The 24258-nt window shown below is 63.0% G+C and carries 22 protein-coding genes and 4 tRNA genes; 15 read left to right on the forward strand and 11 right to left on the reverse strand.

Translation table 11 applies throughout. The features are described from left to right. Positions 1–2: 2 nt before the first annotated feature. The 7 genes from DQ230_RS11610 to DQ230_RS11640 are packed head-to-tail and all read right to left on the reverse strand — an operon-like array spanning position 3 to position 8210. The gene (locus DQ230_RS11610; protein ID WP_113912796.1) at positions 3–566 is read right to left on the reverse strand and encodes a nitrous oxide reductase accessory protein NosL; all 564 of its coding nucleotides are present in this window, start codon (positions 564–566) and stop codon (positions 3–5) included. Beyond that, on the reverse strand, positions 563–1387 hold the full coding sequence (locus DQ230_RS11615; RefSeq protein WP_113912797.1) for an ABC transporter permease: 825 nt from the start codon (positions 1385–1387) through the stop codon (positions 563–565). Before DQ230_RS11615 ends, DQ230_RS11610 begins: the two co-directional genes overlap by 4 nt. After that, a complete protein-coding gene (locus DQ230_RS11620) occupies positions 1384–2280 on the reverse strand; it encodes an ABC transporter ATP-binding protein (RefSeq protein WP_113912798.1) in 897 nt (298 codons plus the stop codon). The genes DQ230_RS11615 and DQ230_RS11620 overlap by 4 nt, the downstream gene beginning before the upstream one ends. Further along, entirely contained in the window at positions 2246–3577 is a 1332-nt protein-coding gene (locus DQ230_RS11625; protein WP_113912799.1) for a nitrous oxide reductase family maturation protein NosD, read from the reverse strand. Before DQ230_RS11625 ends, DQ230_RS11620 begins: the two co-directional genes overlap by 35 nt. A 3-nt stretch (positions 3578–3580) precedes the next feature. Then, positions 3581–5521 (reverse strand): TAT-dependent nitrous-oxide reductase, encoded by a 1941-nt coding sequence (gene nosZ / locus DQ230_RS11630; protein ID WP_113912800.1) that lies wholly within the window; start codon positions 5519–5521, stop codon positions 3581–3583. An 11-nt stretch (positions 5522–5532) separates the two neighbouring features. After that, on the reverse strand, positions 5533–7749 hold the full coding sequence (locus DQ230_RS11635) for a NosR/NirI family protein (RefSeq protein ID WP_113912801.1): 2217 nt from the start codon (positions 7747–7749) through the stop codon (positions 5533–5535). Further along, positions 7746–8210, reverse strand: coding sequence for a DUF2946 family protein (locus DQ230_RS11640; protein WP_113912802.1), 465 nt, complete (start codon positions 8208–8210; stop codon positions 7746–7748). The genes DQ230_RS11635 and DQ230_RS11640 overlap by 4 nt, the downstream gene beginning before the upstream one ends. 267 nt (positions 8211–8477) lie before the next feature. Between DQ230_RS11640 and DQ230_RS11645 the strand changes: the two genes are divergently transcribed. After that, complete coding sequence (locus DQ230_RS11645; RefSeq protein WP_113912803.1) at positions 8478–8711, forward strand: hexameric tyrosine-coordinated heme protein; 234 nt, start codon at positions 8478–8480, stop codon at positions 8709–8711. 54 nt (positions 8712–8765) lie between these two features. Here the strand turns inward: DQ230_RS11645 and mepK are convergent, their stop codons facing one another. Then, the gene (gene mepK, locus DQ230_RS11650; RefSeq protein ID WP_113912804.1) at positions 8766–9335 is read right to left on the reverse strand and encodes a peptidoglycan L,D-endopeptidase MepK; all 570 of its coding nucleotides are present in this window, start codon (positions 9333–9335) and stop codon (positions 8766–8768) included. Between the two features lie 408 nt (positions 9336–9743). On the opposite strand from mepK, the gene DQ230_RS11655 reads away from it, so the two are divergent. The 4 genes from DQ230_RS11655 (at position 9744) to DQ230_RS11670 (ending at position 14032) form a co-directional block, all read left to right on the forward strand. Continuing rightward, positions 9744–11321 carry a L,D-transpeptidase family protein gene (locus tag DQ230_RS11655; protein WP_113912805.1) on the forward strand — a complete coding sequence of 526 codons (1578 nt, stop codon included), beginning with the start codon at positions 9744–9746 and terminating at the stop codon, positions 11319–11321. A 27-nt stretch (positions 11322–11348) separates the two neighbouring features. Further along, positions 11349–12440: a UDP-3-O-(3-hydroxymyristoyl)glucosamine N-acyltransferase gene (gene lpxD, locus DQ230_RS11660; protein ID WP_113912806.1), complete on the forward strand. Its 1092-nt coding sequence runs from the start codon at positions 11349–11351 to the stop codon at positions 12438–12440. 126 nt (positions 12441–12566) lie between these two features. After that, positions 12567–12824, forward strand: a complete 258-nt coding sequence (locus DQ230_RS11665) for an acyl carrier protein (RefSeq protein ID WP_113912807.1) — start codon at positions 12567–12569, stop codon at positions 12822–12824. Continuing rightward, positions 12821–14032, forward strand: a complete 1212-nt coding sequence (locus tag DQ230_RS11670) for a beta-ketoacyl-[acyl-carrier-protein] synthase family protein (RefSeq protein WP_113912808.1) — start codon at positions 12821–12823, stop codon at positions 14030–14032. Before DQ230_RS11665 ends, DQ230_RS11670 begins: the two co-directional genes overlap by 4 nt. Positions 14033–14132: 100 nt before the next feature. Here the strand turns inward: DQ230_RS11670 and DQ230_RS11675 are convergent, their stop codons facing one another. Continuing rightward, positions 14133–14834 carry an invasion associated locus B family protein gene (locus tag DQ230_RS11675; protein ID WP_113912833.1) on the reverse strand — a complete coding sequence of 234 codons (702 nt, stop codon included), beginning with the start codon at positions 14832–14834 and terminating at the stop codon, positions 14133–14135. A gap of 433 nt (positions 14835–15267) precedes the next feature. Here DQ230_RS11675 and DQ230_RS11680 point away from each other — a divergent pair, with 433 nt between their 5' ends. The 10 genes from DQ230_RS11680 (at position 15268) to DQ230_RS11725 (ending at position 21442) form a co-directional block, all read left to right on the forward strand. After that, positions 15268–16815 (forward strand): helicase HerA-like domain-containing protein, encoded by a 1548-nt coding sequence (locus tag DQ230_RS11680; protein ID WP_113912809.1) that lies wholly within the window; start codon positions 15268–15270, stop codon positions 16813–16815. Between the two features lie 92 nt (positions 16816–16907). Beyond that, a complete protein-coding gene (locus DQ230_RS17375; RefSeq protein WP_238987504.1) occupies positions 16908–17420 on the forward strand; it encodes an HU family DNA-binding protein in 513 nt (170 codons plus the stop codon). A gap of 18 nt (positions 17421–17438) precedes the next feature. Continuing rightward, positions 17439–17513, forward strand: a tRNA-Val gene (locus DQ230_RS11690). A 57-nt stretch (positions 17514–17570) separates the two neighbouring features. Beyond that, entirely contained in the window at positions 17571–18182 is a 612-nt protein-coding gene (locus DQ230_RS11695; protein ID WP_113912810.1) for a histidine phosphatase family protein, read from the forward strand. 81 nt (positions 18183–18263) lie between these two features. Next, a tRNA-Val gene (locus DQ230_RS11700) sits at positions 18264–18339 on the forward strand. A gap of 360 nt (positions 18340–18699) precedes the next feature. Further along, the gene (locus DQ230_RS11705; protein WP_162497433.1) at positions 18700–19296 is read left to right on the forward strand and encodes a DUF4760 domain-containing protein; all 597 of its coding nucleotides are present in this window, start codon (positions 18700–18702) and stop codon (positions 19294–19296) included. A gap of 140 nt (positions 19297–19436) precedes the next feature. Next, positions 19437–20342, forward strand: coding sequence for an ABC transporter substrate-binding protein (locus tag DQ230_RS11710; RefSeq protein WP_338050514.1), 906 nt, complete (start codon positions 19437–19439; stop codon positions 20340–20342). Further along, the gene (locus DQ230_RS11715; RefSeq protein ID WP_338050515.1) at positions 20339–21037 is read left to right on the forward strand and encodes an adenosylcobinamide amidohydrolase; all 699 of its coding nucleotides are present in this window, start codon (positions 20339–20341) and stop codon (positions 21035–21037) included. The genes DQ230_RS11710 and DQ230_RS11715 overlap by 4 nt, the downstream gene beginning before the upstream one ends. 94 nt (positions 21038–21131) lie before the next feature. After that, positions 21132–21208: transfer RNA gene (locus tag DQ230_RS11720), tRNA-Asp, on the forward strand. 157 nt (positions 21209–21365) lie between these two features. Then, positions 21366–21442, forward strand: a tRNA-Asp gene (locus tag DQ230_RS11725). Between the two features lie 461 nt (positions 21443–21903). On the opposite strand, the gene DQ230_RS11730 is transcribed toward DQ230_RS11725, so the two are convergent. Together DQ230_RS11730 and hisD are read right to left on the reverse strand one after the other, a co-directional pair. Beyond that, entirely contained in the window at positions 21904–22929 is a 1026-nt protein-coding gene (locus DQ230_RS11730; protein ID WP_238987505.1) for a YeiH family protein, read from the reverse strand. Between the two features lie 49 nt (positions 22930–22978). Next, positions 22979–24256 (reverse strand): histidinol dehydrogenase, encoded by a 1278-nt coding sequence (gene hisD, locus DQ230_RS11735; protein WP_113912813.1) that lies wholly within the window; start codon positions 24254–24256, stop codon positions 22979–22981. Positions 24257–24258 lie beyond the last annotated feature (2 nt).

The following is a 24258-nucleotide window of genomic DNA, read 5'->3' on the forward strand; positions in this document are numbered from 1 at the left end:
TGTCACTCTCCCACTGTGCGCGACAGGTTGCGCAGGCGATCTTGAAATTCGGTATCTGACGTGTCGCCGTCCAGATCGACGGGGGCCAGAACGGCGGTATCGGGGATGTCGTCCAGCCGCATGATCCGGCCGCCATTTTGGGCGGCAAAGGCGGCGGCGGCGTCCAGATCCGAAAACGGCACGATCTCGGGCGCGCCCATACCGCCGATGGCGCCCCCGCCCACGACGAAATGCGCACTATCCGCCTCGATCCAGTTTGCCTCGCCGGGGGCGTCCCATGTGGCGCCGGGCGCGCCCATGTCGCTGACCCAGACGGCCAGCACGTCGTGGCTTTGCTCGGGCATGCGCAGATAGGCGATGACATCGCGCACCTGGCTGAAGAACAGCGGCGCGCCGGGCAGGCCGGCCAGATGGGCCTGCGCCTTGGGGCCGTCATGCTCCAGCAGGTTCATCTGACAGTAATGCCCCACGGCTGCCGGGGTCAGCGGCAGGGGGGCGATGTCCTGCGCGGTCTCCTCCTTGCAGGCGGCGAGGGCCAGCAGGGCGATGAGGGCCAATGCTCTCATGGCTCGACCTTTCGGAAGGTCAGCGCGGCCAGCATCAGTGAAATCAGTGGCCAGGCAGCGATTGAGATCAGTGATTGCCACACCGGAATGGCGTTTGCTGCGCCGCCCACGCCCGACGCGGCGGCGGTGGCCTGCGCGGCGCTCAGGTTGAACAGGCGGAACGCATCGGCGGGATTGGCCAGCAGCAGACCGGGGAAAATGCTGGTGGTGAAGGTGCCACCATCATCGGCCACCACTGCGGCCAGCAGGCCCAGATCATACAGCACGACCAGACCCAGCCACAGCCCGATCGCCAGCCCCGCCGCACCCGACACCCGCCGCGCCATGGACGACAGCGCATAGCCGATCCCGAGGAAGGTGGCCCCCAGCAGCACCGAGGTCCATGTCAGCCGCCACAGCGCCCCAAGCCCCGACAGCGCCGCCGGATCGGCGGCAATGGTCACAGCCGCCGCCGCGCCGTAGCCCGCGACAATGGCGACGATCAGGATGGCAGTGTGGGCCACCAGCTTGCCCGCCAGAATTTCCCAGCGGGCGACGGGGTAGGTCAGCAATAGGGGCAGCGTGCCGCGCTCCACCTCGCCAGCGACGGCATCGAACGACATCAGCAGCGCCACCAGCGGCACCAGATAGACCGACAGTGACGTGAGCGAAGCAACCACCACCGACAGCCGGTCGGCCCCCAGCGCGCCGGTGGGCGCCGATCCGGCCGCCGACAGCACCAGCGAGAAGACCACCATCAGCAGCACCGCGATCAGCACCCAGCGGTTGCGCCGGGCAATGTGGATTTCCGTCGTGGCGGTGGCAAGGATGCGGGCGATCATTGGCCGTCCCTCCGGCTGAAATGGCTATAGATATCCTCAAGGCTGGGCGGAATCACCTCCAGATCCGCGACCTTGCCCTCCAGCGCCGTGATCCGGCCAAGCGTCGCCAGCTTTTCGTCCTGGGTGCAGGTCAGGTGCAGGGCGCCGTGAACATCTATCGCGCCGGGCAGCGCCTTGGCGATGTCGGACGCATAGCCATTATGCGCGGTGACGTGCATCGCGACGGGCAGGGCAGCCTCGCGCCGCAGGTCGCTTAGCGTGCCTTCGGCGACCATCTTGCCGCCCGACAGGATCAGCAGCCGGTCGGTGCGCGCCTCGACCTCGGTCAGGGCGTGGCTGGACAGAAGGATCGACGCGCCCTCGGCGGCCAGCGCGTCAAGCAGCTCGTAAAAATCGCGGCGCGACACCGGGTCCAGCCCGCTGGTCGGCTCGTCCAGCACCAGAAGGCTGGGGCGCCCGATCAGCGCCTGCGCCAGCCCGACACGCTGGCGCATTCCCTTGGAATAGGTGCCGATCCGCCGCTTGGCCGCAAAGGCCAGCCCGACACGGCCCAGAAGCTCCATCGCGCCGGACGTATCCTCGCCGCGCAGGCGCATGTAATGCGTGATCTGCTCCAGCCCGGTCAGGGCCGGGTGGAAAGTGGCGTTTTCGGGCAGATACGCCACCTTGGCGCGCGCGCTGGCATGACCGGGCGCGGCGCCGCAGACGGAAATCTGGCCTGAATCGGGCGCAATCAGGCCCAGGATGATTTTCATCAGCGTTGATTTGCCCGCGCCATTATGGCCGAGCAGCGCCACACGCTCGCCCGCCTGAACGGCCAGCGAGACGTCGGTCAGCGCCTTGGTGCCGCCGAACGCCTTAGTGAGTTGCGAGATCGTTAACGTCGAAGTCATAGCTGTCACTTTCATCCCGGTTGGCGACGGCGTCCGCCTCCATCTGGGTGTATTCGGGGGATACGTCAAATGCGGGCGCCCGCATCAGCGGGTGGCTGTCGACCACCCCGCCCGGCAGCGTCGCGGGAAAACTGGATTGCGCCCAGCGGATCAGTTGCACGGCGGGCGCGCCTGTCAGCAGGGAAGCGGCGGGCTGGGACCACAGGATATGGTCCATCAGATCGTTGGGGCGGAAAACACTGTCGGCGATGCCGTCACCGCCCAGATCGAAACCGGGGTGGTCGGACCAGTAATTGCCGCGGCCCTCAAAGCTCCATTCGATGTCGCGGGTGCCGACATATTTCACCTGCGTGCGGTTGTCGACAAAGGCGTTGCCTGTCAGCACGTTACGCTCGGACCCGGCGGTGAAGTGGATGCCGATATTGCAGCCCTCGAAATGGTTGTCATAGATCAGATTCTTGTGCGCGTTGTAGATGAACGTGCAGCGATCCGGCCCGCCGCGCACCACGTTGCCGGACACATCGGCATTGTTGGCATAGTTCAGCATGACGCCGTGGCTAAGGTCCGAAAGGCTCAGGTTATCCTTTACGATTGCCTTGTTCGAGAACATGATGGCATAGCCCAGATGGTTGCCGATGGACACGTTGCCCGACACTTCGGAATCGTTGGTGTACATGTAATGCACCGCAAAACGCAGGTCGCGGAACAGGTTGTTTCGGTAGGTGCCGGTGCGCGAGGCGTTCGAGAATATCCCGTCGCGGCCCCAGCGGACAGTGTTGCCCTCGACCAGTGTACCGGGCGAATTCCAGACATAAATCCCGTTGCCACGATCATTCAGGCGCCTTTGGCGGGTGCCCTCGATCGTGTTGCCGCGCACTTGGGCGTCGTGGCCGCCATGCACGTCGATGCCGTGCAGATTGCCCAGCACGCGGTTGCCCTCGATGATGGCGCGGTCGGCCTTTTTCAGGATCTTGACGCCGGCATCCAGATCGGCGCTGTTCATGCCCGATCCGGTGATTGTCAGATTGGACACAGTGACATCGGCGGCATCAATCGTGACGGTTGTGCCGTTGCCCATGCCGTCGATGATCGCATCCGCGCTGCCGGTGACAGTCAGCGGACGGTCGATGACTACGGCGCCCTCGTGACGGCCGGGTGACAGGATCAGCACATCGCCGGGGCTGGCCCCGGCGATGGCATTGGCAAGGCTCCCCGGCCCTGGCTGCACAGGTATATCGGCTGCCCAAAGGGGCAGGGCGATCAGCATCGGCAACGCCAGGGTCAGGGAACGCAGCATGGCTCAGGCCGACTTCGGTTCGACCAGCATCCGGCCGCGCATCTCCATGTGGAGCGCGTGGCAGAACCACTGGCAGTAGTACCAATGCACGCCCGGCTGCGCCGCGATGAACGTGACCGAGGCGGTGGCCTGCGGTGCCAGTTCCATCGCAACGCCATGGTTGCCCATGGTAAAGCCGTGGGTCAGATCGTCGATGTCATCAAGGTTGGTGACAATGATCGTCACCTCGTCGCCCTGCTGCACCGTGAACTTCTCCAGCGAGAAAGAGGGCGCGATGCTGGTCATGTAGACACGCACCTTGTTGCCGTCGCGGATGATCTCCTCGGCCCATTCGTCCAGGTCGACGCCGTCCTTTTCCGCCTGCTCGCGGACATCGGACCACATCGGATCGTTGCGATCCCAGACCGATTTCGGGTTCACCTTGCTGGGGTCCACCATGATCGCGTCATGCGGCTCGGCAAAGGTCGGGCCGTCGTGGATCAGCGTCAGGGTGTCGCCGTCGATGGCGAACAGCTGCTCGTTCTCGGGCTTGAGCGGTCCGACGTTCAGGAACCGGTCCTTGGAGAACTTGTTCATGGTCAGATAGTACTTGTCGCTCGCCTCCAGCGTCTCGCCCATGACGGTCGAGTTGTGGCCGGGCTGGTAATGCACGTCCGATTTGGTCACGATCGGATCGACATCCTCGCCATTGTACAGCTGGATCGCCTTTTCGATGTCCCAGACCACAACCTGGCTGTCCAGGAACAGCGTGGTATAGGCGCGGCCCTTGCCGTCAAAGCAGGTGTGAAGCGGTCCAAGACCCAGCTGAGGCTCGGCCACGACAACGCTGCGCGGGTCGGCGTCTTCGTTGAACACGGCGTCCAGTTTGCGCACGTCGATCACCGACACGGTGGGCGACAGTTTGCCCGCGATGCACAGGTGGATCTTGTCCGGGGCCATGTTGCAGCCGTGCGGGTTGTTCGGGATCGGGATGTAGCGGGTGTATTTCTTGTTCTGACCCTTGCGGCCATCCAGAACCTTGACGCCGTTCAGCTCCTGATAATCGCCGGCCTCGATGCCCTTTTCGATTTCCTTGATGTTGAAGACCACGACGTGGTCCATGTCCGCCTCGGTCATGTCGGCCAGGTTCATGCCCATTTCCGAGTTGTACGAGGTCGAGAAGGCGTATTTGCCCTCATAGTCGCAATCGGTGTTATCCAGGTTGCCGGTGACCATCACCTGCCATGCAACGGTCATCTCGTCGGCATTTACGGCAGTGTAGAAGTTCACGTACTTTTCCGGCTCGTCCAGGATCTTGCCGTCATTGACCATCGGCACTTCGTCTTCGCCGTTGCAGAAGATATAGTCAGTCCGGGGCCAGCGCTGCGGACGCAGGCCGTGGATCGCCTTGGCGTTCGGGATCTCGATGATCTTGTCGCACTTCATCACGTCGCAGCGCACGCGGGCAACGCGGGTGTTGGCCTTGTCGTTCATGAACAGATAGCGGCCGTCGTATTTGCCCTCGGTGAAGGACATGTGCGGGTGGTGCAGGTCGCCATTGGGCGGGAATTCGTGGCCGTTGGCGGCCAGATATTCCTTGGTCTTGGGCAGCAGGCCCTCGGTCAGGATCTTCTTGGATTCGTTGGTGATGCCCCAGCCGGTGGCCGAGCAGGTGTTGAACACCGGAATGCGCATCAGCTCGCGCATGGACGGGATGCCCAGGATGCGCATTTCGCCGCTCTGGCCCGAGGACCAGAAGCCATAATATTCGTCCAGCTGGCCGGGTGCCACTTCGGCGCCGGCAGCGGCGCGGGCGCTGGTTGTGCCGGCCAGTGTGGCCGCGCCGACAACGGCACCGCCGGTCAGCATCGCGCGGGTTCCCAGCGCACCGGCAAGCGCGGCGCCCCCGGCTGTCGCGCCCAGAAGGCTCCGGCGCGAAATTGGCAGTTTTTTCCCCTCGGACATAATATGTTCCTTTATGTTGCAGGTTGGGTTTTGGGTTGGTTCGGGTGCCCCGAAATGTCGCGGCCGGGCTTGGTTCCCAGATTGGGAACAGCGCCGGTTTTCTCGCGGCGTTTCAGCTTCTTGATAACGACGGGGCAGGTGGTTTCCGACTGGTACAGAACTTGGCAATGCAGGCAGTTGATGCACTCGTTCGGGTTGATTTCCCCGGTCGGGTGGATTGCCTGCACCGGGCACTGGTGGGCGCAGGTCTGGCACGGGTTGCCGCACTCGTGATAGCGCTTGAGCCAGTCAAACATGCGCATCCGCGCCGGAATGGCCAGCGCCGCGCCCAGCGGGCAGAGGTAGCGGCAGAAGAACCGCTCGACAAACAGGCCCGCGACCAGCAGCGCGACAGCATAGGCGACAAAGGGCCATGCGCGCACGAAATTCAGGATGATCGCGGTTTTGAACGGCTCCACCTCGGCCAGACGTTCGGCCTGTTCGATGCTGGTCAGCGACACGCCAAAGAGGCCGAGGAAGATCATGTATTTGATCGGCCACAAACGCTCGTTCAGGCCCCAGGGCAAGGTCCATTGCGGGATGCGCAGCGCCTTGGCGATGCGGTTCAGCAGCTCTTGCAGCGCGCCGAACGGGCACAGCCAGCCGCAATAGGCGCCCCGCCCCCAGAACAGCAGCGCGGCGGCCACCGCGAACCACAGGATGAAGGTCATCGGGTCCAGCAAGAACGCCTGCCAGCTAAAGCCGGACACCAGCGAGCCAAAGAGCGCCATCAGGTTGACCACGGACAGCTGCGCGTTGGCGTACCAGCCCAGATAGACCAGCACGACCGACAAGAATGCGATGCGGAACCAGAAAAACGCGCGCTCGTTCCGTGTGGCGAAGGATTGGAAGAAAAACACGCCGGTCAGGATGGTCAGCAGCGCGCCCAGCACGATGATCTCGGTTGTCTTGCCGGCCCAGATCCGTTTCCACAGCGCCTGATGCGCGTCGCGCTCGGTTTGCGTGGTCACCTCCGCAACGCCTTCCGGCACTTCGGCAGCGGGCGGCGGCGCGACCGAGCGCAGGTATTGCCGGGGCAGCTCATAACCCAGATCGAAGGTGGTAAAGACCTTTTCGATCGCCGCAACATCGCGCTGCACCAGCAGCTGAATGCGGAACGGCTGCGATGGATCAAAGCCACTATCGGCGGGGATCTTGAACATGTCGGATTCGGCGAAAACCGGCGCGCCGTCGGCGGCGATGGTGTTGATCCGCTTGTGCATCCGGTCGCGGAAGCGCACGGAAATATCATCCTGAATCAATACGATACGGTCAAAGATGCCGCCGCGCACATACCCCGACCCCTTGAAGGAATAAAGGCCCCGGCCGAAAATGGCGACCGCGTGATCGCCCGCGTCCAGCCAGGCGGCCAGATTGGCTGCCTCGGCCTCGCCCAGTATCGCAGGCGCGATACCGGGATGCGATACCAGCGCGGCCTGCATTTCGATAAACGTGGTTTCCGGCGCCTCGGTCAGCGCGCGCCGGGCGGCGCGCGGGTCTTCCATGGCCGCAAACGCCGCGTTGACCTGCCCGACATCCAGCAACAGGCGGCGCAGGGTGCCGTCGCCCTCCAGCGTCATCCAGTCGTCTGCCGCCGTCGCATCGGGATCAATCTCAAATTGCGGGCCGGTGCCCTTTTCCTCGACCGCCAGACCGCCCAGACCCAGCTCGCGCGCGACTTTCAGACCGGCGCGGATGATCGAATCGTCGATCACCATGATCGTGACGGTGGTGCCCGAAATGATCTCCAAATCGTGCGAGGTGCCGCCTGATGCGGCTTCGGCCACCAGATCAAGGCCGCGATACCCGGCGACGAGCGCCTTGATCTTGGAGTCGGGGATGCCAATCAGAACAATGGGTTCAGAGTGTTTGACCAGCTCTACCCCGATGACCTGCGCGCCATCATCGACGGCAACCATGGTGTGGATGGGCTTGCCCGAATAGCCGGTGGTCGAAACATAGTCGGAGGTAATGAACGCCCAGCCAATCTGCTGGCCATCTTTCAAGACCTGCACCGCCGGCATGTCCTGATGCACAGCGCCAAATGCATCGGCGCCTTCGACCAACTGGGTCACGTCAACGTCGTCGATCAGGGTCGACAGGACGGATTGCGCCATCGCCGGAAGTCCGAAACAGGACATCAGACCGATCAGTGCCATTTTTGCGAGGAGGGTGCGCAGGGTCGTCATGCGGCGGCGTCCTTTGTAAGAGGTCGCCCGTCTTGATGCATGCCTTGACCTGGGACGGAATGATCCGCGGGGATCATATCGTAGATGTTCAAAGCGGAATTGCGCAGCACCGGGGGTGCGCGCGGCATCGGGCGAATGTTTGAAGTCCGGGTGAGGGATGTCACGCTCGGCGTGGCGTCGAGCGCGAGGATGTGGGTATGCCGCAACTGCGCCGTCTCCGGCGGGTTCGGTACATCGGCCGCGACCAATGCGCAGCCCGTACAATCGCAGCACTCAAGATCGGGGGCTGACGGCGCGCCATTGCCGTCGACGCGAATCGTCTGGATCGCACCATTTGCACAGATTTCCATCATCTGCGCGCTGCCTGCGTTGCCGGATCCAGCCATGGCAGCCGGGCTGTACCAGACAAGGCACAGGGCGATAATCAAGCGACAGAAATGTGCGAACGCGGTTGTCATCATATCCGTAAACCCGATGTCAGCGCACAGGTCTTTGCGCTAGGACAATAACGGCCAAGTAGTTTTGGCACAACCATACTCGCCTGATTGGTGACGGATGGGATGGGTACGCATACGGGACTGCGTGATCGGGCTTGCATCATTTGCCATAATAGGCATTCTAAATGCACAATATACTATCGGCCCTCACGCGCTGCGAAACGGAACAGGCGCATATCGCCCCCGCGCCGCAGCCGCGTGTGATGAAATTCAGTGACAGGAGAGATAAAGATGGAAAACTGGCTTCCCAGTCTGAAAACGGCGAACCCGACTGAAGGCTATGACCTTGCGATCAAACTGGCGCGTATGACGATCAAGATAACTCAGGGCGATGCGGATGTGCGTGACCGCCTGCGGCCCGATTATGCGGAAAACGCCGATTCCCTGATCGCTGTCAGCGCGGTGGTTGCAACCCATTTCGCCACTGTTGCCGCGGCCAACGGATATTGGACCACCTCGGAATAGTTCAGGCGCGCCTGCCGCCGTCAGTGGCGTGCAGGCGCAGCATCTGGTCTGAATTCAGCCGCCCCAGCTGCGAACAGCGCCGCAATCCATATGCACGAAGTTCGAGCGGGAATACCGGCCCACACCGCCTGCACGGCAGGCGATCGCGGCCTTGCTCATCTGCCCGACAGAGCGGGAGCCCAGCCGCAGATCGGCGGCCTGTCCGTTCAGGTGCAGCGAATGTTTCGCCACCCCGGACGACCGGCTGCGCAGCATCGCGTTGGTCTTTGGTGACCGATAGCCGGACAGCAGCGTATAAGGCTCTGTCGTGCCCATCAGGTTATGCGCGGCCGTCATGATATCGACGGTGCGGGTGTCGATGCTTTTGATGTCATTGCTGCGCCAGTCGCGCATGAATGTCGAAATTTCCTGAACCGCTTCAGCGATATATTCGCCTTCGATCCAGTAGATCGTGTCCATTTTTTCACCCGTTCTGGGTGAAATCATGCGCAGGCGGCGTATATCGCCAGCGCCGCGCAATAGGCCAAAGGCGTTGGCGTATGAAGGGGCCGCTACGACTGCGGTTGCCGCGAATGCGCCGAGCAGCGCACGCCGCGACAGGCTTGCCGATTTGGATTGGGTCATAGGTTTTTTGCCTGTCCGTCGCTTCAATTTCATCCCGCGTTTGGCGGGCGTTTGGTCTCATCCCCGGATGCAGGTGTAGCTATGACATATTAAAAAAAGCTAACCAAGATACGGGTTCCCAAAAACTGGACTGATCAAGTCATTTCGGCGTGAATCCGCGCAGGTCGCCCTGATTGTGATATTTTTGCAAAGACCTGATGCACATCCGCCGCAGCAGGATCGCGCCGGTGCCGGCCTGCATAAAATTGAATGGACAACAGGCTTTGTGCTGGGTTGTCTGGCTGAAATGACGCTATGCTGGGCCGTGCTGCGCGCTGCGCGATCAGGTTACTGGGGGATCCGATGAATTTTGCTGCTACTTTAACGTCCGGTCAACATATCCGCGCTACGCTTGGCGGGGCGGGTCGGATGCTGCTTCCGGCGGCCGTTGCGATTCTGCTGCTGGGCGCGCCGCAAGGGGCCGTGGCAGGGGTGACGGCGTTCAAACAGGCGGTGGCCGAAGGGGCCGCACAGGATGAGGATCTGGCGGCGCATTACCGCGCGGGTGGCTATGCCGCCCTGTGGACCGGCACGGGCGAGGCGGACAGGGCGCGCAGGCAGGCGCTGTTGCAGGCGATTGATGCGGCAGGGGCGCATGGGTTGCCCGCGTCGCGTTATGATGCCGACGGATTGATGCGGATGATGCGAGATGCGCGCACCCCGCGCGATCTGGGCGCGGTTGAGGTGGCGATGTCGCGCGTTTTCTTGCGCCTGGCGCAGGATATGCAGACCGGCATGCTGACCCCGGCCCAGATTGACAGCGGCATGGTGCGCAGCGTTCCCGTCAGGTCGGCCGAGGATCTGCTGAGCAGCTTTGCCGCCGCCAATCCGCAGGGGTTCTTTCGCGGACTGGCGCCCAAATCGGGTGAATACGCCCGCCTGATGCGCGAGAAAAACCGGCTGGAGGCGATGCTGGAAACCGGCGGCTGGGGGCCTGCGGTGCCCGCTGCGTCGCTGGCACCGGGCCAGACCGGCCCTGCTGTTGTCGCGCTGCGCAACCGCCTGATGCGCATGGGATATCTGGAGCGGACAGCGTCCGCCAGCTATGACATCGCCATGCAGCAGGCGGTGCAACTGTTTCAGCAGGCGCATGGTCTGGTGCCGGACGGAACCGCAGGCGGCGCCACCATGGCGGCGATAAACACCCCTATCGCGCGGCGGCTTCCGATGATCCTGGTCGCGATGGAGCGCGAGCGCTGGCTGAGCGGTCCGCGCGGGGCGCGGCATGTTCTGGTCAACCTGACGGATTTCAGCGCCCGTATCATGGATGATGACAGCCTGACGTTCGAGACGCGCGCGGTCATCGGCAAGAATATCAGAACCCATCAAAGCCCCGAATTCTCGGACGAGATGGAATATCTGGAGATCAACCCGGTCTGGAACGTCCCGCGCTCGATCACCGTCAGCGAATATCTGCCGCAGATGCAGCGCAACCGTGGTGCGGCGGGCCATCTGCGATTGTATAATTCACGCGGCCAGCAGGTGAATCGCGCCAACGTCAACTTTAACGCCTATAGCGCGCGCACATTCCCGTTCGATCTGAAACAGCCGCCGTCGCCGCGCAACGCGCTGGGGCTGGTCAAGTTCATGTTCCCGAACAAATACAACATCTATCTGCATGATACGCCCTCAAAAAGCCTGTTCGACCGCAACGTGCGCGCGTTCAGCCATGGCTGTATCCGCCTGCAAAAACCCTTTGATTTCGCGTATGAAATCCTGTCGCCGCAGGCCGCAGACCCCAAGGCATACTTTCACCGTATTCTGGATACGGGCCAGCAGACCCGCGTCACGCTGGAGCAAAAGGTGCCGGTGCATATCATCTACCGCACAGCCACCGTTCCGGCCAAGGGTCCGGTGCAGTACCGCGAGGATGTCTATGGCCGCGATGCCAAGGTCTGGGAGGCATTGCAAAAGGCAGGGGTTTCACTGCCCGCGCAACAGGGCTAGATATCGCCCCGTCAGAAGGGGGTAGCCATGTCCTATACGATTGAGCAGATTGCGACGGCACTGGGGGCGCCTGCCTTTGGTGCGACCGATATCCGTGTGTCCGCACTGGCCGAGCCGGCGGATGCAGCGGCGGACCAACTGGCGCTGGCGACCAAGCCTGAATATGCCGCCGCTCTGCCGCAAGGGCGCGCCCGCGCGGCCCTGCTGTGGGAGGGCGCCGACTGGCAGGCGCTGGAGCTGGAGGCCGCGATCATCGCGCCGCGCCCGCGCTATGCCATGTCGGGGCTGACCGCGATGATGGATCTTGGCGAAGGCTGGGGCGACGGCATTCACCCCTCCGCCGTGATAGACGACAGCGCCGTTCTGGGTGCGGGCGTGCATGTGGGGCCGCTGGCGGTGATCGGACCGCGCGCGCAGATCGGCGCCGGATGCAGGATTGGCCCGCAGGCGTTTATCGGGGCCGACGCCGTGATTGGCGAAAATGGCCTGATCCGCGAGGGCGTGCGCATTGCGGCGCGGGTGCGGATCGGCGCGCGGGTCATTCTGAATCCGGGCGCGGTGCTGGGCGGCGACGGGTTCAGCTTTGTCACGCCAGAAAAGTCAGGCGTTGAATCCGTCCGCGAGACGCTGGGCGATCAGGGCGGCGCGGCGGCGCAATCTTACGTGCGGATTCACAGCCTTGGCTCTGTCCGGCTGGGCGATGATGTCGAAGTGGGCGCCAATGCCGCGATCGACCGCGGCACGGTGCGCGATACGGTGATCGGCGACCGGACCAAGATCGACACGCTGGTGATGGTGGCCCATAACGTGGTGGTCGGCACCGATACGCTGCTGTGCGGACTGGTCGGCATTGCCGGATCGTCGCGCATCGGCAACAACGTGGTGCTGGCGGGGCAGGTCGGTGTTGGGGACAACCTGTTCGTCGGGGATAACGTGATCGCCGGCGGCGGCACCAAGATCCTGAGCAATGTGCCGGCCGGGCGCGTCATTCTGGGCTATCCGGCGATGAAGATGGACAGCCATATCGACATGTACAAACATATGCGCCGTCTGGGCCGGATGGCCCTTGATGTCGCAGCCCTGAAGAAAGCTGTTTTCAAGGTCGGCCAGAGTGACTAAAGCGTTTTCATATCCAGCCGGAGCGCAGCGCACTGCCTGCACCGGCCCCGTGCATCGGTCTGGCGCAGGTTTCGGGCAGCATCCGGAACGCCCGGCACTGGTTCAACCGGCCCAAGGAGACCCGTCATGAGCATATCCGACCGCGTGATTGCCATCATCGCCGAGCAGGCCATGCTGGAGCCGTCCGACGTGACGCTGGACAGCAGCCTGGAGGATCTGGGCGTGGATTCGCTGGGCCTTGTCGAAAGCATATTCGCGATTGAGGAGGCGTTTGATATCACCGTCCCCTTCAATGCGAACGAGCCTTCGGCGGGTGATTTCGACATCTCCACCGTTGGGGCCATCGTGGCCAGCGTACAGCGGCTGATCGCCGAGCAATCGTGAAACGCGTCGTCATCACCGGCGCGGGCACGATCAATGCGCTTGGCACGGATGTTGCCACCACGCTTGAGGCGATGCGCGAGGGGCGCTGCGGCATCGGCCCGCTGGAGTTTCGCGATGTCGACCGCCTGTCGATCCGCATTGGCGGGCAGGTCAAGGGATATGATCCCGAGGCGGCCTTTACCCGTCAGCAACTGGCGCTTTATGACAGGTTTACCCAGTTCACTTTGATCGCCGCGCGGCAGGCGGTGGCGCAGTCAGGCATCGCGTTTGACGATGCGCTGGCCCTGCGGGCGGGTGTCATTCTGGGCAATTCCGGCGGCGGCATGACCACGCTGGATGAAAATTACCGCAGCGTCTACGAGGAGGGCAAGAACCGCGTTCATCCCTTTGTCGTGCCGAAGTTGATGAACAATGCCGCGGCCAGTCATGTGTCGATGACGTGGGGGCTGCATGGGCCGTCCTACACCGTTTCGACCGCCTGCGCGTCCTCGAACCACGCGATGGCGCAGGCGTTTCAGATGGTGCGCTGCGGCCAGTCGCCCGTGATGCTGACCGGCGGATCGGAGTCCATGCTGTGCTTTGGCGGGGTCAAGGCGTGGGAGGGGCTGCGCGTCATGTCCAAGGATACCTGCCGCCCGTTCAGCGCCAACAGAAACGGCATGGTGCAGGGCGAGGGCGCCGGCGTTTTCGTCTTTGAAGAGTACGAGCGTGCCCGTGCGCGCGGGGCCGAAATTTTGGCAGAGGTGGTTGGCGCCGCGATGACGTCGGACGCCTGCGACATTGTCATGCCGTCCAAGGATGGCGCGGCCCGCACCATATCCGGCGCGCTGCGCGATGCGGGGCTGAACCCCGAGGATGTGGGCTATATCAATGCGCATGGCACCGGCACCGCTGCCAATGACAAAACGGAATGTGCCGCCGTGGCCGATGTATTCGGGCGCCATGCCGACCGGCTGATGATGTCCTCGACCAAGTCGATGCACGGCCATCTGATCGGCGGCACCGGCGCGGTCGAACTGCTGGCCTGCATCATGGCGGTGCGCGACGGGATCGTCGCCCCCACGATCAATTATGACGAGCCGGATCCCGAATGCGCGCTGGACGTGGTGCCGAACGCGGCGCGCGAGACCCATGTTGACGTCGCGCTGAGCAATGCGTTTGCCTTTGGCGGTCTGAATGCCGTCCTGGCGCTGCGCCGGGCGGAGTAGGCGGCGATGCGCGCCATATCAGACAGACCCATCGCCGCGACGTGAAAGGGGGCAGGCCCAGTCGGCCCGCCCCCTCATCATTACATGCGTGATGCGGTGTTTATTCGACGAATTTACCCACGGCTTCAAACCCGGCGGTGAAGCCGCTCAGCGAAACGTCGATTACCACTTTCTGGTCGGGGGCCTGTGCGGGGACCAGTACCATCTGCGCCTTCGCGCCCTTCTTGAACACGTCGACGTCCTGCTGCGTCAGACCGATCTGCGCCACACAGCCTGCTTCGGTGCAGACGCGGTAGGGATAGCTTTTGGCGGTGCCGCCATCGACGGACAGCTTCAGCTCTTCGGTCAGCAGCGTGACCAGCGGAACGATCGCAGTGGCGCCGGCAACGGCGGGCGCCTGACCTTCGATGCGGAAAATGCTGAATTCAGCAACCGGGTTGCCGCCTTTTTCACGCAGCAGTTGGTACAGCTGGCAAGGATCCTCGCCGTCGTCATTGCGGAAGCAGCGCAGATTCCAATCGCCGAACTTTTCCTTGATGTAGACGGCAGGTTCCGCATCGGCCACCTCCGTTCCGGTCGAAAAGGCGTTGCCGTTTTCAGCCGGTGCATCTGCGGCGGGCGCGTCTGCCGTGTCTGCCGTGGCAGTATCCGCCGCAGGCGCGTCTGCGGGTGCGTCAGTGGCGGCGCCGGCAGCCGGCTCCTCTGCCGGGGCTGAATCGGCCGCGCCGGTATCTTGTGCAAATGCGGCGCCGGCCAGGCCAAGCGCGGCAGCAAAGGACAGAATGGAAAGTGAATTTTGCATGATTTCCCCGTCGTCAGTGTAAGTTACATCGCGATCTAACATGGCCCGCCGCGCCTGTCAGGGTCAAATCGCGTCGCCCGCCGCGCCCGATGGCGAATTTCCGCGCGGCGCGGATGTGGCCACAGACCAACCGCAGGACGTAGAAAAGGGGCCATGCGGCCCCCTCTCATTTCTCCCTGCCGGACTTGGCCGACTTAATAATTGCTGCCGACGCTACGTCAGCATCAAATCCCCGTCAACAGTCAAAATGAACCTTGTTCCCGCCACAAAAAAAGACCGCACCCGAAGGCGCGGCCAGTCTGACAGGGAGGAAATCACCCCAATGCCAAGGACACACGAGCATCGGAATGGATTTGATACTGTCACGCAGAAGTTAAGAATGTATGGTCGCGCCGGACGTAAATAACAGTGGGCGCCAGCGGGAGGCGAAATTTTGAGCAACGGCATCTTTATCGGCGGCGGCGGACCGGACTATTCGCAGGCACAAACACTGCCATTGAAGTATGCCAACCGGCATGGCCTGATCGCGGGCGCGACCGGCACGGGCAAGACGGTGACGCTGCAAATCCTGGCCGAAGGATTCTCGGCCGCCGGTGTGCCGGTGTTCCTGTCGGACGTGAAGGGCGATCTGTCCGGCCTTGCCGCCGCAGGCAGCGCGGATTTCAAACTGCACGAGGCGTTCAGCAGCCGCGCCGCCACGATCGGCCTGACCGATTACCGATATAGCGCGTTTCCGGTCACATTCTGGGATCTGTTTGGCCAGCAGGGGCATCCGGTCCGCACCACGCTGGCCGATATGGGCCCGCTGCTGCTGAGCCGGCTGATGGATCTGAGCGCGGCGCAGGAGGGGATCATGAACATCGCCTTTCGCGTCGCGGACGAAGAGGGGATGCCGCTACTGGATCTGAAGGATTTGCAGGCGCTGCTGGTCTGGGTGGGCGAAAACCGCGCCGCGCTGTCGCTGCGCTATGGCAACGTTTCCACAGCCTCGGTCGGGGCGATCCAGCGGCAGTTGATGGTGCTGGAAAATCAGGGCGGCACGCAGCTGTTCGGCGAGCCGGCGCTGGATCTGGCCGATCTGATGCATGTCGGCGCGGACGGGCGCGGGCAGATCAACATTCTGGCCGCGGACAAGCTGATGGGATCGCCGCGGCTTTATGCGACCTTCCTTCTCTGGCTGTTGTCGGACCTGTTCGAGACGCTGCCCGAGGTGGGCGATCCGGACAAACCGAAGCTGGTGTTCTTCTTTGACGAGGCGCATCTGCTGTTCGACGACGCGCCCAAGGCGCTGGTCGACAAGGTGGAGCAGGTCGCGCGCCTGATCCGCTCCAAGGGGGTCGGCGTTTATTTCATCACCCAGAACCCCGACGATGTGCCCGAGGATATCCTTGGCCAGCTGGGCAATCGGGTGCAGCATGCGCTGCGCGCCTTTACCGCGCGCGACCGCAAGGCGCTGAGCCGGGCGGCCGAAACCTACCGCCCGAACGCGCGGTTCTCGACCGTCGACGCCATCCGCGATGTCGGCGTGGGCGAGGCGGTCACTTCCATGCTTCAGGACAAGGGTGTGCCGGGCATTGTCGAGCGGACCCTGATCCGCCCGCCATCGTCCAGACTTGGCCCCATTGATGACGCAGGACGCCACGCCGCAATGCAAGCCTCGCCCGTGGCGGGCAAGTACGAGACGTTGATCGACCGCAAATCAGCCTATGAAATCCTCAAGGCCCGCGCCGAAAGCGCCGCACAGGACGCCGCCAAGGCCGAGCAGATCGCCGAGGATCAATCCGCCGCGCAGCGCGAATTCAACGCCGGGCGCCGCTATACCGGCGCGCGCGTCGACCGCTCCACCGCGCAGCCGCAGCGGGGCAGCATGGGCAGCGAGTTGGGCCGCGCCTTCGGGGATGCGGTCCTGCGCGAAATGAAGGGCACCACCGGACGGCGCATCGTGCGCGGCATCCTCGGCGGGTTGTTCAAGGGACGCTGAGACGGCTGTGCTGCGCATTACAGATCACTGGCACAATCCATGCCGTGCAGGTAATCTGTTACCAAACAAGAAACAATCAGGAGGCCGCCACCATGGCGAACCATAAAAAAGCGGGCAACAAGGCGAAATCCAAGGGGCAAAAACCAGCCAGCCCCAGCCCCAGCACAGAGGCCCCGATAACCCCCGCCGCCGTGCGCCCGAAAATGGCAGCCCCGCAGGCGATGCCCAAGCAACCGCAGGTCGGCAAACCCGTCCGCGCGCCCAAGGTCGACGTGACCGAAGACGCCGACGCGCCGATGAAAAGGCAGCAACTGATCGCCAAGGTGGTCGAGCGGTCGGGCGTTCAGAAAAAACATGCCAAACCCGTGATCGAGGCGATGCTGGCCGTTCTGGGCGACACTCTGGCCGAGGGGCGCGACCTGAACCTGCAGCCGCTGGGCAAGCTCACCCAGAAACGCAAAAAGGAAACCGGCAAGGCGCGCGTAATCGTCGCCAGCATCCGCCAGAAAACCGGGGCAGGGGACGGCGCCACGGCCGGCGCGCCGGGCCACAAGGATCCCGGCGATATTTGGGACAAAGAAGCGGTTGCAGACGTCGCCGAGTGACGCTAAAAACCGCCTCAGGGGTGATTAGCTCAGTGGTAGAGCGCTTCGTTCACATCGAAGATGTCAGGAGTTCAAATCTCTTATCACCCACCATTTTTCCTTTGTAATTCCGATGCTCTTGAAGTTTTTGCGAAATGAGGGGCGTCTGACATGACTGCATCTGCGCGATCCGGGTGGCCGGATATCTGGTTTTTGCGGCACGGACAGACAGAATGGAACGCGCAGGGCCGCATTCAGGGGCATCTTGATTCGCCCCTGACGGCGCTTGGGCAGCGGCAGGCCCGGATGCAGGCGGGGAATGCCGCTGGCGTTTTGAACGAAATCGCGGCAGGCGGTGGTGGCATCCATGTCTCCCCTCTGGGCCGCGCGCGGCAGACGGCCGAAATTGCGCTGCCGGGGCAGCCCATCACGATCGACGCGCGCCTGTCCGAAGTCGCCGCCGGCGCGTGGGAGGGGCAGCTGAAGGCCGATTTGCCGCAGCGCAAGACGGATCTGCTGACTTACACATCCGCGCCGGATGGCGAAACGCTTGAGCAGTTGATCGCCCGCGTTGAGGATTTCGCAAACAGCCTTGATGCGCCTGCCATCGTTGTTGGCCATGGCCTTTGGGGGCAGGTTCTGCGCGGCCTGGTCAAGGGGCTGAGCCCGGAGGAAATGGGCATGCAAGAGAATGCCCAAGGCTGCATCTACCATCTGAGCCAAGGCCGCGAGACGCGGCTGACTGCCGGTGATGCACGCGGGATCGACGCTTCTGGGGCATAACCCGCGCGGCGCCGAATTTTGCCGCGCGCCGCGTAAACCACCCTTGCCAGAGGCCACGCATGACGCTAGAGGGTGGCCAGCGGGTGATTAGCTCAGTTGGTAGAGCGTTTCGTTTACACCGAAAATGTCGGGGGTTCGAGTCCCTCATCACCCACCATTCGTCTGCATATTCGACGGCCACGAAGTCTCGGTTTTTGATCTTGGTGGCTGATACGTGGCGTGATGCCGCCGGAATCGCAGATATCTGTCGATAATATTGACCATTATGGTAGTGTATCGAAGATATTCGTGCGTCAGTTGCCTCTTTGGGTTGATAAATTGAGGTGATGTTAACACTTTGTATGAAACAAAGGGTGCGCTTGCCCGTTATAGCGACGTTAACAGTGGCAATGTTCTGCGGAACAGTCCCTTCAATGATATGACCATCAGGAGGAGAGCGAACATGCTACCTAGAGAAGGTGCCCGGGATTAAGTCTCCTGTTCAGATGTAATAGCCGCAGAAGCGACGCAGACCTTGGTGGTTTGCGTCGCTTCCGGTTTTCAGTGGACCGCCCTTGTCGGGCCTGCGGTGATTGCAATTTCGGTTGTCGTGGCGTTTTTCGGCGTGAAAACCGCGCGATCATCGGCCCGGCAGTGCGCAACGCTGGACATGATCGAAAAGGTCGAATCGACGCCGCATTATCAGAATCTGCACGCGGCGTTCAGCTATCATCGCCGCCAGGACAGCTTTGCCAAGCTGCATGATCCAAAGGAAACGAAGGACAAGGACGAGCGTCAGGCCGTCCTGAATTATCTGAACCATTACGAGCTGATAGCGATCGGTATTTCCAAGAAGATACTGGATGAGCAAATCTATAAATCCTGGATGCGCGGCCCCTTCGTGCGCGACTGGAACGCCGCCGCCGGCTTTATCCAGCGAGAGCGTTGGAAGTGGGACGATGGCACGCGCGCGTGGGAATATCACGCTGTCCTGTTCGAGAACTATCAGGCAATCGCGTGCCGGTGGAGTACAGACGCCACCAATCTGGTCCAGGATACAAAGCCCCATCCCAACACCCCCTCCGGGCCGGGCGATGAGGCGCTGCCGGACGGGAATGACCCTTCCAGCGCGTGACGCGTCGAACCGGATGGCTGCGCGCGTACCGGGCGTGGACATTTCGACGCGATTGGGCAAGGTATAGGATCGTCAAGAAATTGAACCCGCGCCGCGTGCCCCGGTGCAGGCAAAACGCATCACCGCCCGTAGGTATCACCGTGCCAGATGATCACGCCCCCGCCTTTGCAAGACCTGTTCGCGCTGTCGTCAGGCGCCTGAAAACAGGTGCGGCAGGCGCGGCGCTGTGCGCCGCAATATTGCTGCCCGCTGTGCCGGTCGCCGCCGCGCCGCAGCGTGTGGTGTCGATCAACCTGTGTACCGATCAGTTGGCGATGCTGCTGGCCGCGCCAGAGCAATTACTGTCCGTCAGCCGCATCGCGCTGGATACGCGCGTGTCGGCTATGGCCGGGCAGGCGGGGCAGTATCACATCAATACCGGGCGCGCCGAAGAGGTGCATGCCATGGCGCCGGGTCTGGTCGTTGCCGGCGAATATACCAGCCGCGACACGGTTGCGCTGCTGCGCAAGCTGGGGATCGAGGTGATTCAGTTCGGCATCGCAAATTCGTTTGACGACGTGCGCGCGCGCATCGCGCAGATGGGCGCCGCACTCGGGCGCGAGGCGGCGGCCGATGCGATGATTGCCCGGTTCGATGCGGATCTGGCCCGGCTGCGCGATGGGCAGACTGGCCCGCCCGGCCCGGAGGCGCCGCGTGCGGCGCTTTATTCGGCCAATGGGTATACATCGGGCAACGCGTCGCTGTCGGGCGAAATCCTGTCCGCTGCCGGGCTGCGCAATGCACCGGCTGAGGCGGGATATGGCTGGGGCAAGCTGCCGCTTGAGGTGCTGGCGATGCTTCAGCCGGATCTGGTGATTACCGCGCGGCGCTATCCCGGTGGATCGCGCGCCGAGGAAATCATGGATCATCCTGTTGTGCGGCAGCTCAGCAGGCAGGCGGCGCGCGCCGCGATCAGCGATCACGATTGGGTGTGCGGCACGCCCTTTGTGCTGCGCGCCGTTGCCCAGATGGCCGAGGCCCGCCGCCGGATCGAGGCGGCGCGGTGAGCGGCGCCGAAAGCTGCCTGACATTTGATGCGCCGTGGCTGGAATTTGACCTGGGCGGCGACATGCGCGTGCTGAGCTGGGCCATCAACCGCCCCGGATTGGTCACGGCGCGGCGCATTTTGTGGCGCGGGGTGCGCAACGCGGATCTGCCGCAGGATCTGGACGTGGGCGCGTGGTTGCACGGACAGCTTGCCGCGCGCGGCGCGCTGGACGCGGTGACATTCCTGACATCGCGCGACATTTGTTACCACCACATGGCGCGCGCGGCGGCAGGCAGTGTACGCGCCACAGCCGTCGCCACTGTCGGGCTCTCGAATGCCGAGCGGATCGGAAGGCGCATGGACCGCACAGGGCAGGATTGGGGCACGATCAACATCGCGCTGAATCTGGATACTGGGGCGGGCGCCGGCCTGACCGATGCCGCACTGATCGAGGCGCTCAGCATCGCGGCCTCCGCGCGCACGGCGGCGGTGATGGAGGGGGGATTCGATCTGCCCATGGGCCGCGCCACAGGCACCGGCACCGATTGCATTGCCGTGGCCGCGCGTGCGGGCGATGTTGCATACGCCGGAATGCACACCGAACTGGGCGAGGTGGCGGGCCGGGCGGTCTATGACGCCGTGCGTGCGGGGGTGCGCGAATGGATGCACCAGATGGGCCACACGCTGGACCCGTCACGCGCCGCGTCCGATTGATGCATTTTGCGCGAACTCACGCTTGACGCCCCTGATCTGGCCGACTAAAGACATGCAACGCTAGGCGGGCAACAGCCCCGAAGGCGCGCAGTGGGCGGTTGTAGCTCAGTTGGTTAGAGTACCGGCCTGTCACGCCGGGGGTCGCGGGTTCGAGTCCCGTCAACCGCGCCATCACTGCATTTTCTCCATGATACCGCGCAAAAGAGTGCCCCAGACCGGGCCACTCTTTCGCATGTCATTTCCAGTACAAGAATTTGGCAGGCGGCCTGAAATCGGTGCATTTCATCATTGACGCCCACGGCCACCTCAACTAATCCATCCCTCATGCGCGGTTGTAGCTCAGTCGGTTAGAGTACCGGCCTGTCACGCCGGGGGTCGCGGGTTCGAGTCCCGTCAACCGCGCCACTTTTCCAATTTTGACACGCCGCATGTCTTTGCCGTTCGCGCATGTCATTTAATCCTGTTTATAGGTGCGGAAAATCGCGGAGTGTTTTTAGATCAGACGTTGCCGGATCACGCGGGAGGCCGACAAAGCGGATCGCGGTAGACAGTCTGTATCGGCGTTTCAGGTCTTTGCCTTCAGCGACAGATCCTGTCTGATCCAGACGTGGATGCCGGAGGTGTCTGTTGCCCTGCTTTTTTGGGACAGATGCGCGCTTTGGCACGACAATCTGGACGTCGGCGCGCTCGTTATGTCTGGCGAAGATCACCTTGCGACAGCACAGAAGCGCGTTCCTTCCGCAGCAATCCGGGCCAATCATTGAAGAGCATGTCGCCGGGTTTGCAGGGTTGTCGGCGAAGGCTGGCAAATCCACCTACGTGTGGACAACTCCACCGACTCGTTCAGGAATACCTGAATGATAGGTCTAAGTTGCTGTATACAGTGTGTAAATCAGTGCTATCGTCAGCAGGAAAAGCGTTTCGACAATCAATATGATACTATAGCTTGCCTTGACTTTGACGATCCGGCCAAGGCTGGTTTTCACGCCAAGGGCGGAGATCGCGATGACAAGGCACCAGCGCGATACCTCGCTTAGCAGCGCCATCGGGGCTGTCGGCACGACCCCCAGATTCGCCACGATGGCACAGATTGCAAACATCACCAGAAACCATGGCACGCTGACGCGTTGTTGCTGCGCGCCGCGGAAACTGAACATGACGACCAGCACGACCACGGGCAGCAGCGCAACGCGCAGGATCTTGACATAGGTGGCGATCACGCCGGCCTCGTCGCTGATCGAGTAGCCGGCGCCGACGACCTGCGCGACATCGTGGATCGTCGCGCCGACCAGAAAACCGCTCTGGACGGCGCTGAGCCCGAGCGATTGAAACAGGATCGGGTATGTCACCATCGCGATGGTCGACAGGGCCGTGACGGCGATCACCACGAAAAGCGTGTCCTGCTCGCGGTCCTTGTGCGGCGGCAGAACCGAGGCAATCGCCAGCGCCGCAGACGCACCGCAGATCGCAACGGATCCGCCGGCCAGCATGCCAAAGGCCAGGCGACGGCCAAAGAGATACGACATCGCCGCGCCGCAGGCGAGCGTTGCCAGCACGAACGCGACGATTGCCGCGACGGGTGCGATCCCGAGGCTGGTCACCTCAGCGAAGCCAAGGCGCAGCCCCAGCAGCCCGACACCAAAGCGCAGCAAGGTTTTTGCCGCAAAGTCGATTCCCGCGACGCAGCTCTCGTGTTCTGACAGGAAGTGAAACGCGATGCCGATCAGCAGGGCAAACAGCATCACGGGCGCGCCGTAATGCTCGGACATGAAGGTGGCAGAGCCCGCGATGACCGTGGCCAGCAGCAGCCCCCCGAAATAGGGCTCGATCCGGGATTTCATGAGGGTGACGATGGCGTGGCTCCCGAAGTGAGGTGGGTCGGCAAGTTTCATCCGCCCCTCTGCGGCGGGGCGATGCGGTGGATCGGCAGAGCGGTGCGGGTCAGGCGGGTTGAGGCAGCAGCCGTAATTCGGCGGCCCGCGCATGGCCTTCCATCCCCTCGACCCGGCTGATCCGCGCCGTGCGCAAGGCCAGCTCGTGCGAGGCGGCGGCGTTGCAGCGCTGCCATGTCACGGTTTTGGTGAATTTATGCACCGACAGCCCCCCGGTATAGCGCGCCGCGCCGCTGGTTGGCAGCACATGGTTGGGGCCGGACGTCTTGTCGCCAAAGGCAACGGTGGTCTGCTTGCCCAGAAACAGCGAGCCATAGGCCGTGAGGCGGTCCAGCCACCAATCCAGATTTTCGGCCTGCACTTGCAGATGCTCGGGCGCGTAGCGGTCCGACACTTCGGCGGCCTCTTCGCGGGTGGCGCACAGGATCACCTCGGCGCGGTCCGCCCATGCGGTGCGGGCGGCGGACCTGTTCGGTTCCGGCAGGCTGTCGATAATGGCGGGTGCGCGGGCGATCACGCCCGTCGCCAGCGCCCGGTCGGTGCTGACCAGCCAGACGGGGCTGTCGGTGCCATGTTCAGCCTGGCTGACCAGATCCCACGCGACAGTCTCAACCGAGGCGGTACGATCGGCGATGACGAGGCTATCGGTCGGACCGGCGAACATGTCGATGCCGACCTCGCCGAACAGCATCCGCTTGGCCTCTGCGACATAGCTGTTGCCGGGGCCGACTAGGATATCGGCGGGTTTGCCGCCAAAAAGCCCCTTGGCCATGGCGGCGATCCCCTGCACGCCGCCAAGGTTGAGGATCAGGTCAGCGCCGCACAGATCCATCGCAAAAACGATGGCATCGGGGATGCCGATACCCGGCCTTGTGGGCGACACGGCAGTGATATGCGGCACGCCCGCGACCTTGGCCGTGGTGATGGTCATCAGCGCGCTGGCGATATGGCTGTAACGCCCGCCCGGCACATAGCAGCCCGCGCTGGAGACGGGGATCTGCTTTTGCCTGGCAATGAGGCCGGGTATCACCTCGATCTCGCATTCGCCCATCGTCGCCTTCTGCGCCTCGGCAAAGCGCTTGATATTGGCCTGCGCAAAACGGATATCGGCCTTCAGGTCTTCCGGCACACGGGCACAGGCGGCGCGGCGGGCCTCGTCCGGCAGCGCGATGTCGCCGGTCCAGCCGTCCAGCTTTTGCGCGTAGTCTTGCACAGCCGCCTCGCCGCCCTGCGCGATATTGGCGAGCATGATGGCGACGATGTCGCGGATATCATTGTTTTCAGCCGCCGGGCGGGGATCGGCAGTCTTCAGGTAGGTAATGGTCATGG

Source organism: Roseovarius dicentrarchi (assembly GCF_003316635.1).
GTDB classification, from domain to species: domain Bacteria; phylum Pseudomonadota; class Alphaproteobacteria; order Rhodobacterales; family Rhodobacteraceae; genus Roseovarius; species Roseovarius dicentrarchi.

Coding starts and splice junctions, on each gene's coding strand:
- DQ230_RS11695 (WP_113912810.1), top strand. CDS start 17,571: ATGACTGCATCTGCGCGATCCGGGTGGCCGGATATCTGGTTTTTGCGG.
- DQ230_RS11610 (WP_113912796.1), bottom strand. CDS start 566: ATGAGAGCATTGGCCCTCATCGCCCTGCTGGCCCTCGCCGCCTGCAAG.
- lpxD (WP_113912806.1), top strand. CDS start 11,349: ATGTCCTATACGATTGAGCAGATTGCGACGGCACTGGGGGCGCCTGCC.
- DQ230_RS17375 (WP_238987504.1), top strand. CDS start 16,908: ATGGCGAACCATAAAAAAGCGGGCAACAAGGCGAAATCCAAGGGGCAA.
- mepK (WP_113912804.1), bottom strand. CDS start 9,335: ATGACCCAATCCAAATCGGCAAGCCTGTCGCGGCGTGCGCTGCTCGGC.
- DQ230_RS11615 (WP_113912797.1), bottom strand. CDS start 1,387: ATGATCGCCCGCATCCTTGCCACCGCCACGACGGAAATCCACATTGCC.
- hisD (WP_113912813.1), bottom strand. CDS start 24,256: ATGACCATTACCTACCTGAAGACTGCCGATCCCCGCCCGGCGGCTGAA.
- DQ230_RS11625 (WP_113912799.1), bottom strand. CDS start 3,577: ATGCTGCGTTCCCTGACCCTGGCGTTGCCGATGCTGATCGCCCTGCCC.
- DQ230_RS11665 (WP_113912807.1), top strand. CDS start 12,567: ATGAGCATATCCGACCGCGTGATTGCCATCATCGCCGAGCAGGCCATG.
- DQ230_RS11730 (WP_238987505.1), bottom strand. CDS start 22,929: ATGAAACTTGCCGACCCACCTCACTTCGGGAGCCACGCCATCGTCACC.
- DQ230_RS11635 (WP_113912801.1), bottom strand. CDS start 7,749: ATGACGACCCTGCGCACCCTCCTCGCAAAAATGGCACTGATCGGTCTG.
- nosZ (WP_113912800.1), bottom strand. CDS start 5,521: ATGTCCGAGGGGAAAAAACTGCCAATTTCGCGCCGGAGCCTTCTGGGC.
- DQ230_RS11655 (WP_113912805.1), top strand. CDS start 9,744: ATGCTGCTTCCGGCGGCCGTTGCGATTCTGCTGCTGGGCGCGCCGCAA.
- DQ230_RS11645 (WP_113912803.1), top strand. CDS start 8,478: ATGGAAAACTGGCTTCCCAGTCTGAAAACGGCGAACCCGACTGAAGGC.
- DQ230_RS11675 (WP_113912833.1), bottom strand. CDS start 14,834: ATGCAAAATTCACTTTCCATTCTGTCCTTTGCTGCCGCGCTTGGCCTG.
- DQ230_RS11620 (WP_113912798.1), bottom strand. CDS start 2,280: ATGACTTCGACGTTAACGATCTCGCAACTCACTAAGGCGTTCGGCGGC.
- DQ230_RS11640 (WP_113912802.1), bottom strand. CDS start 8,210: ATGATGACAACCGCGTTCGCACATTTCTGTCGCTTGATTATCGCCCTG.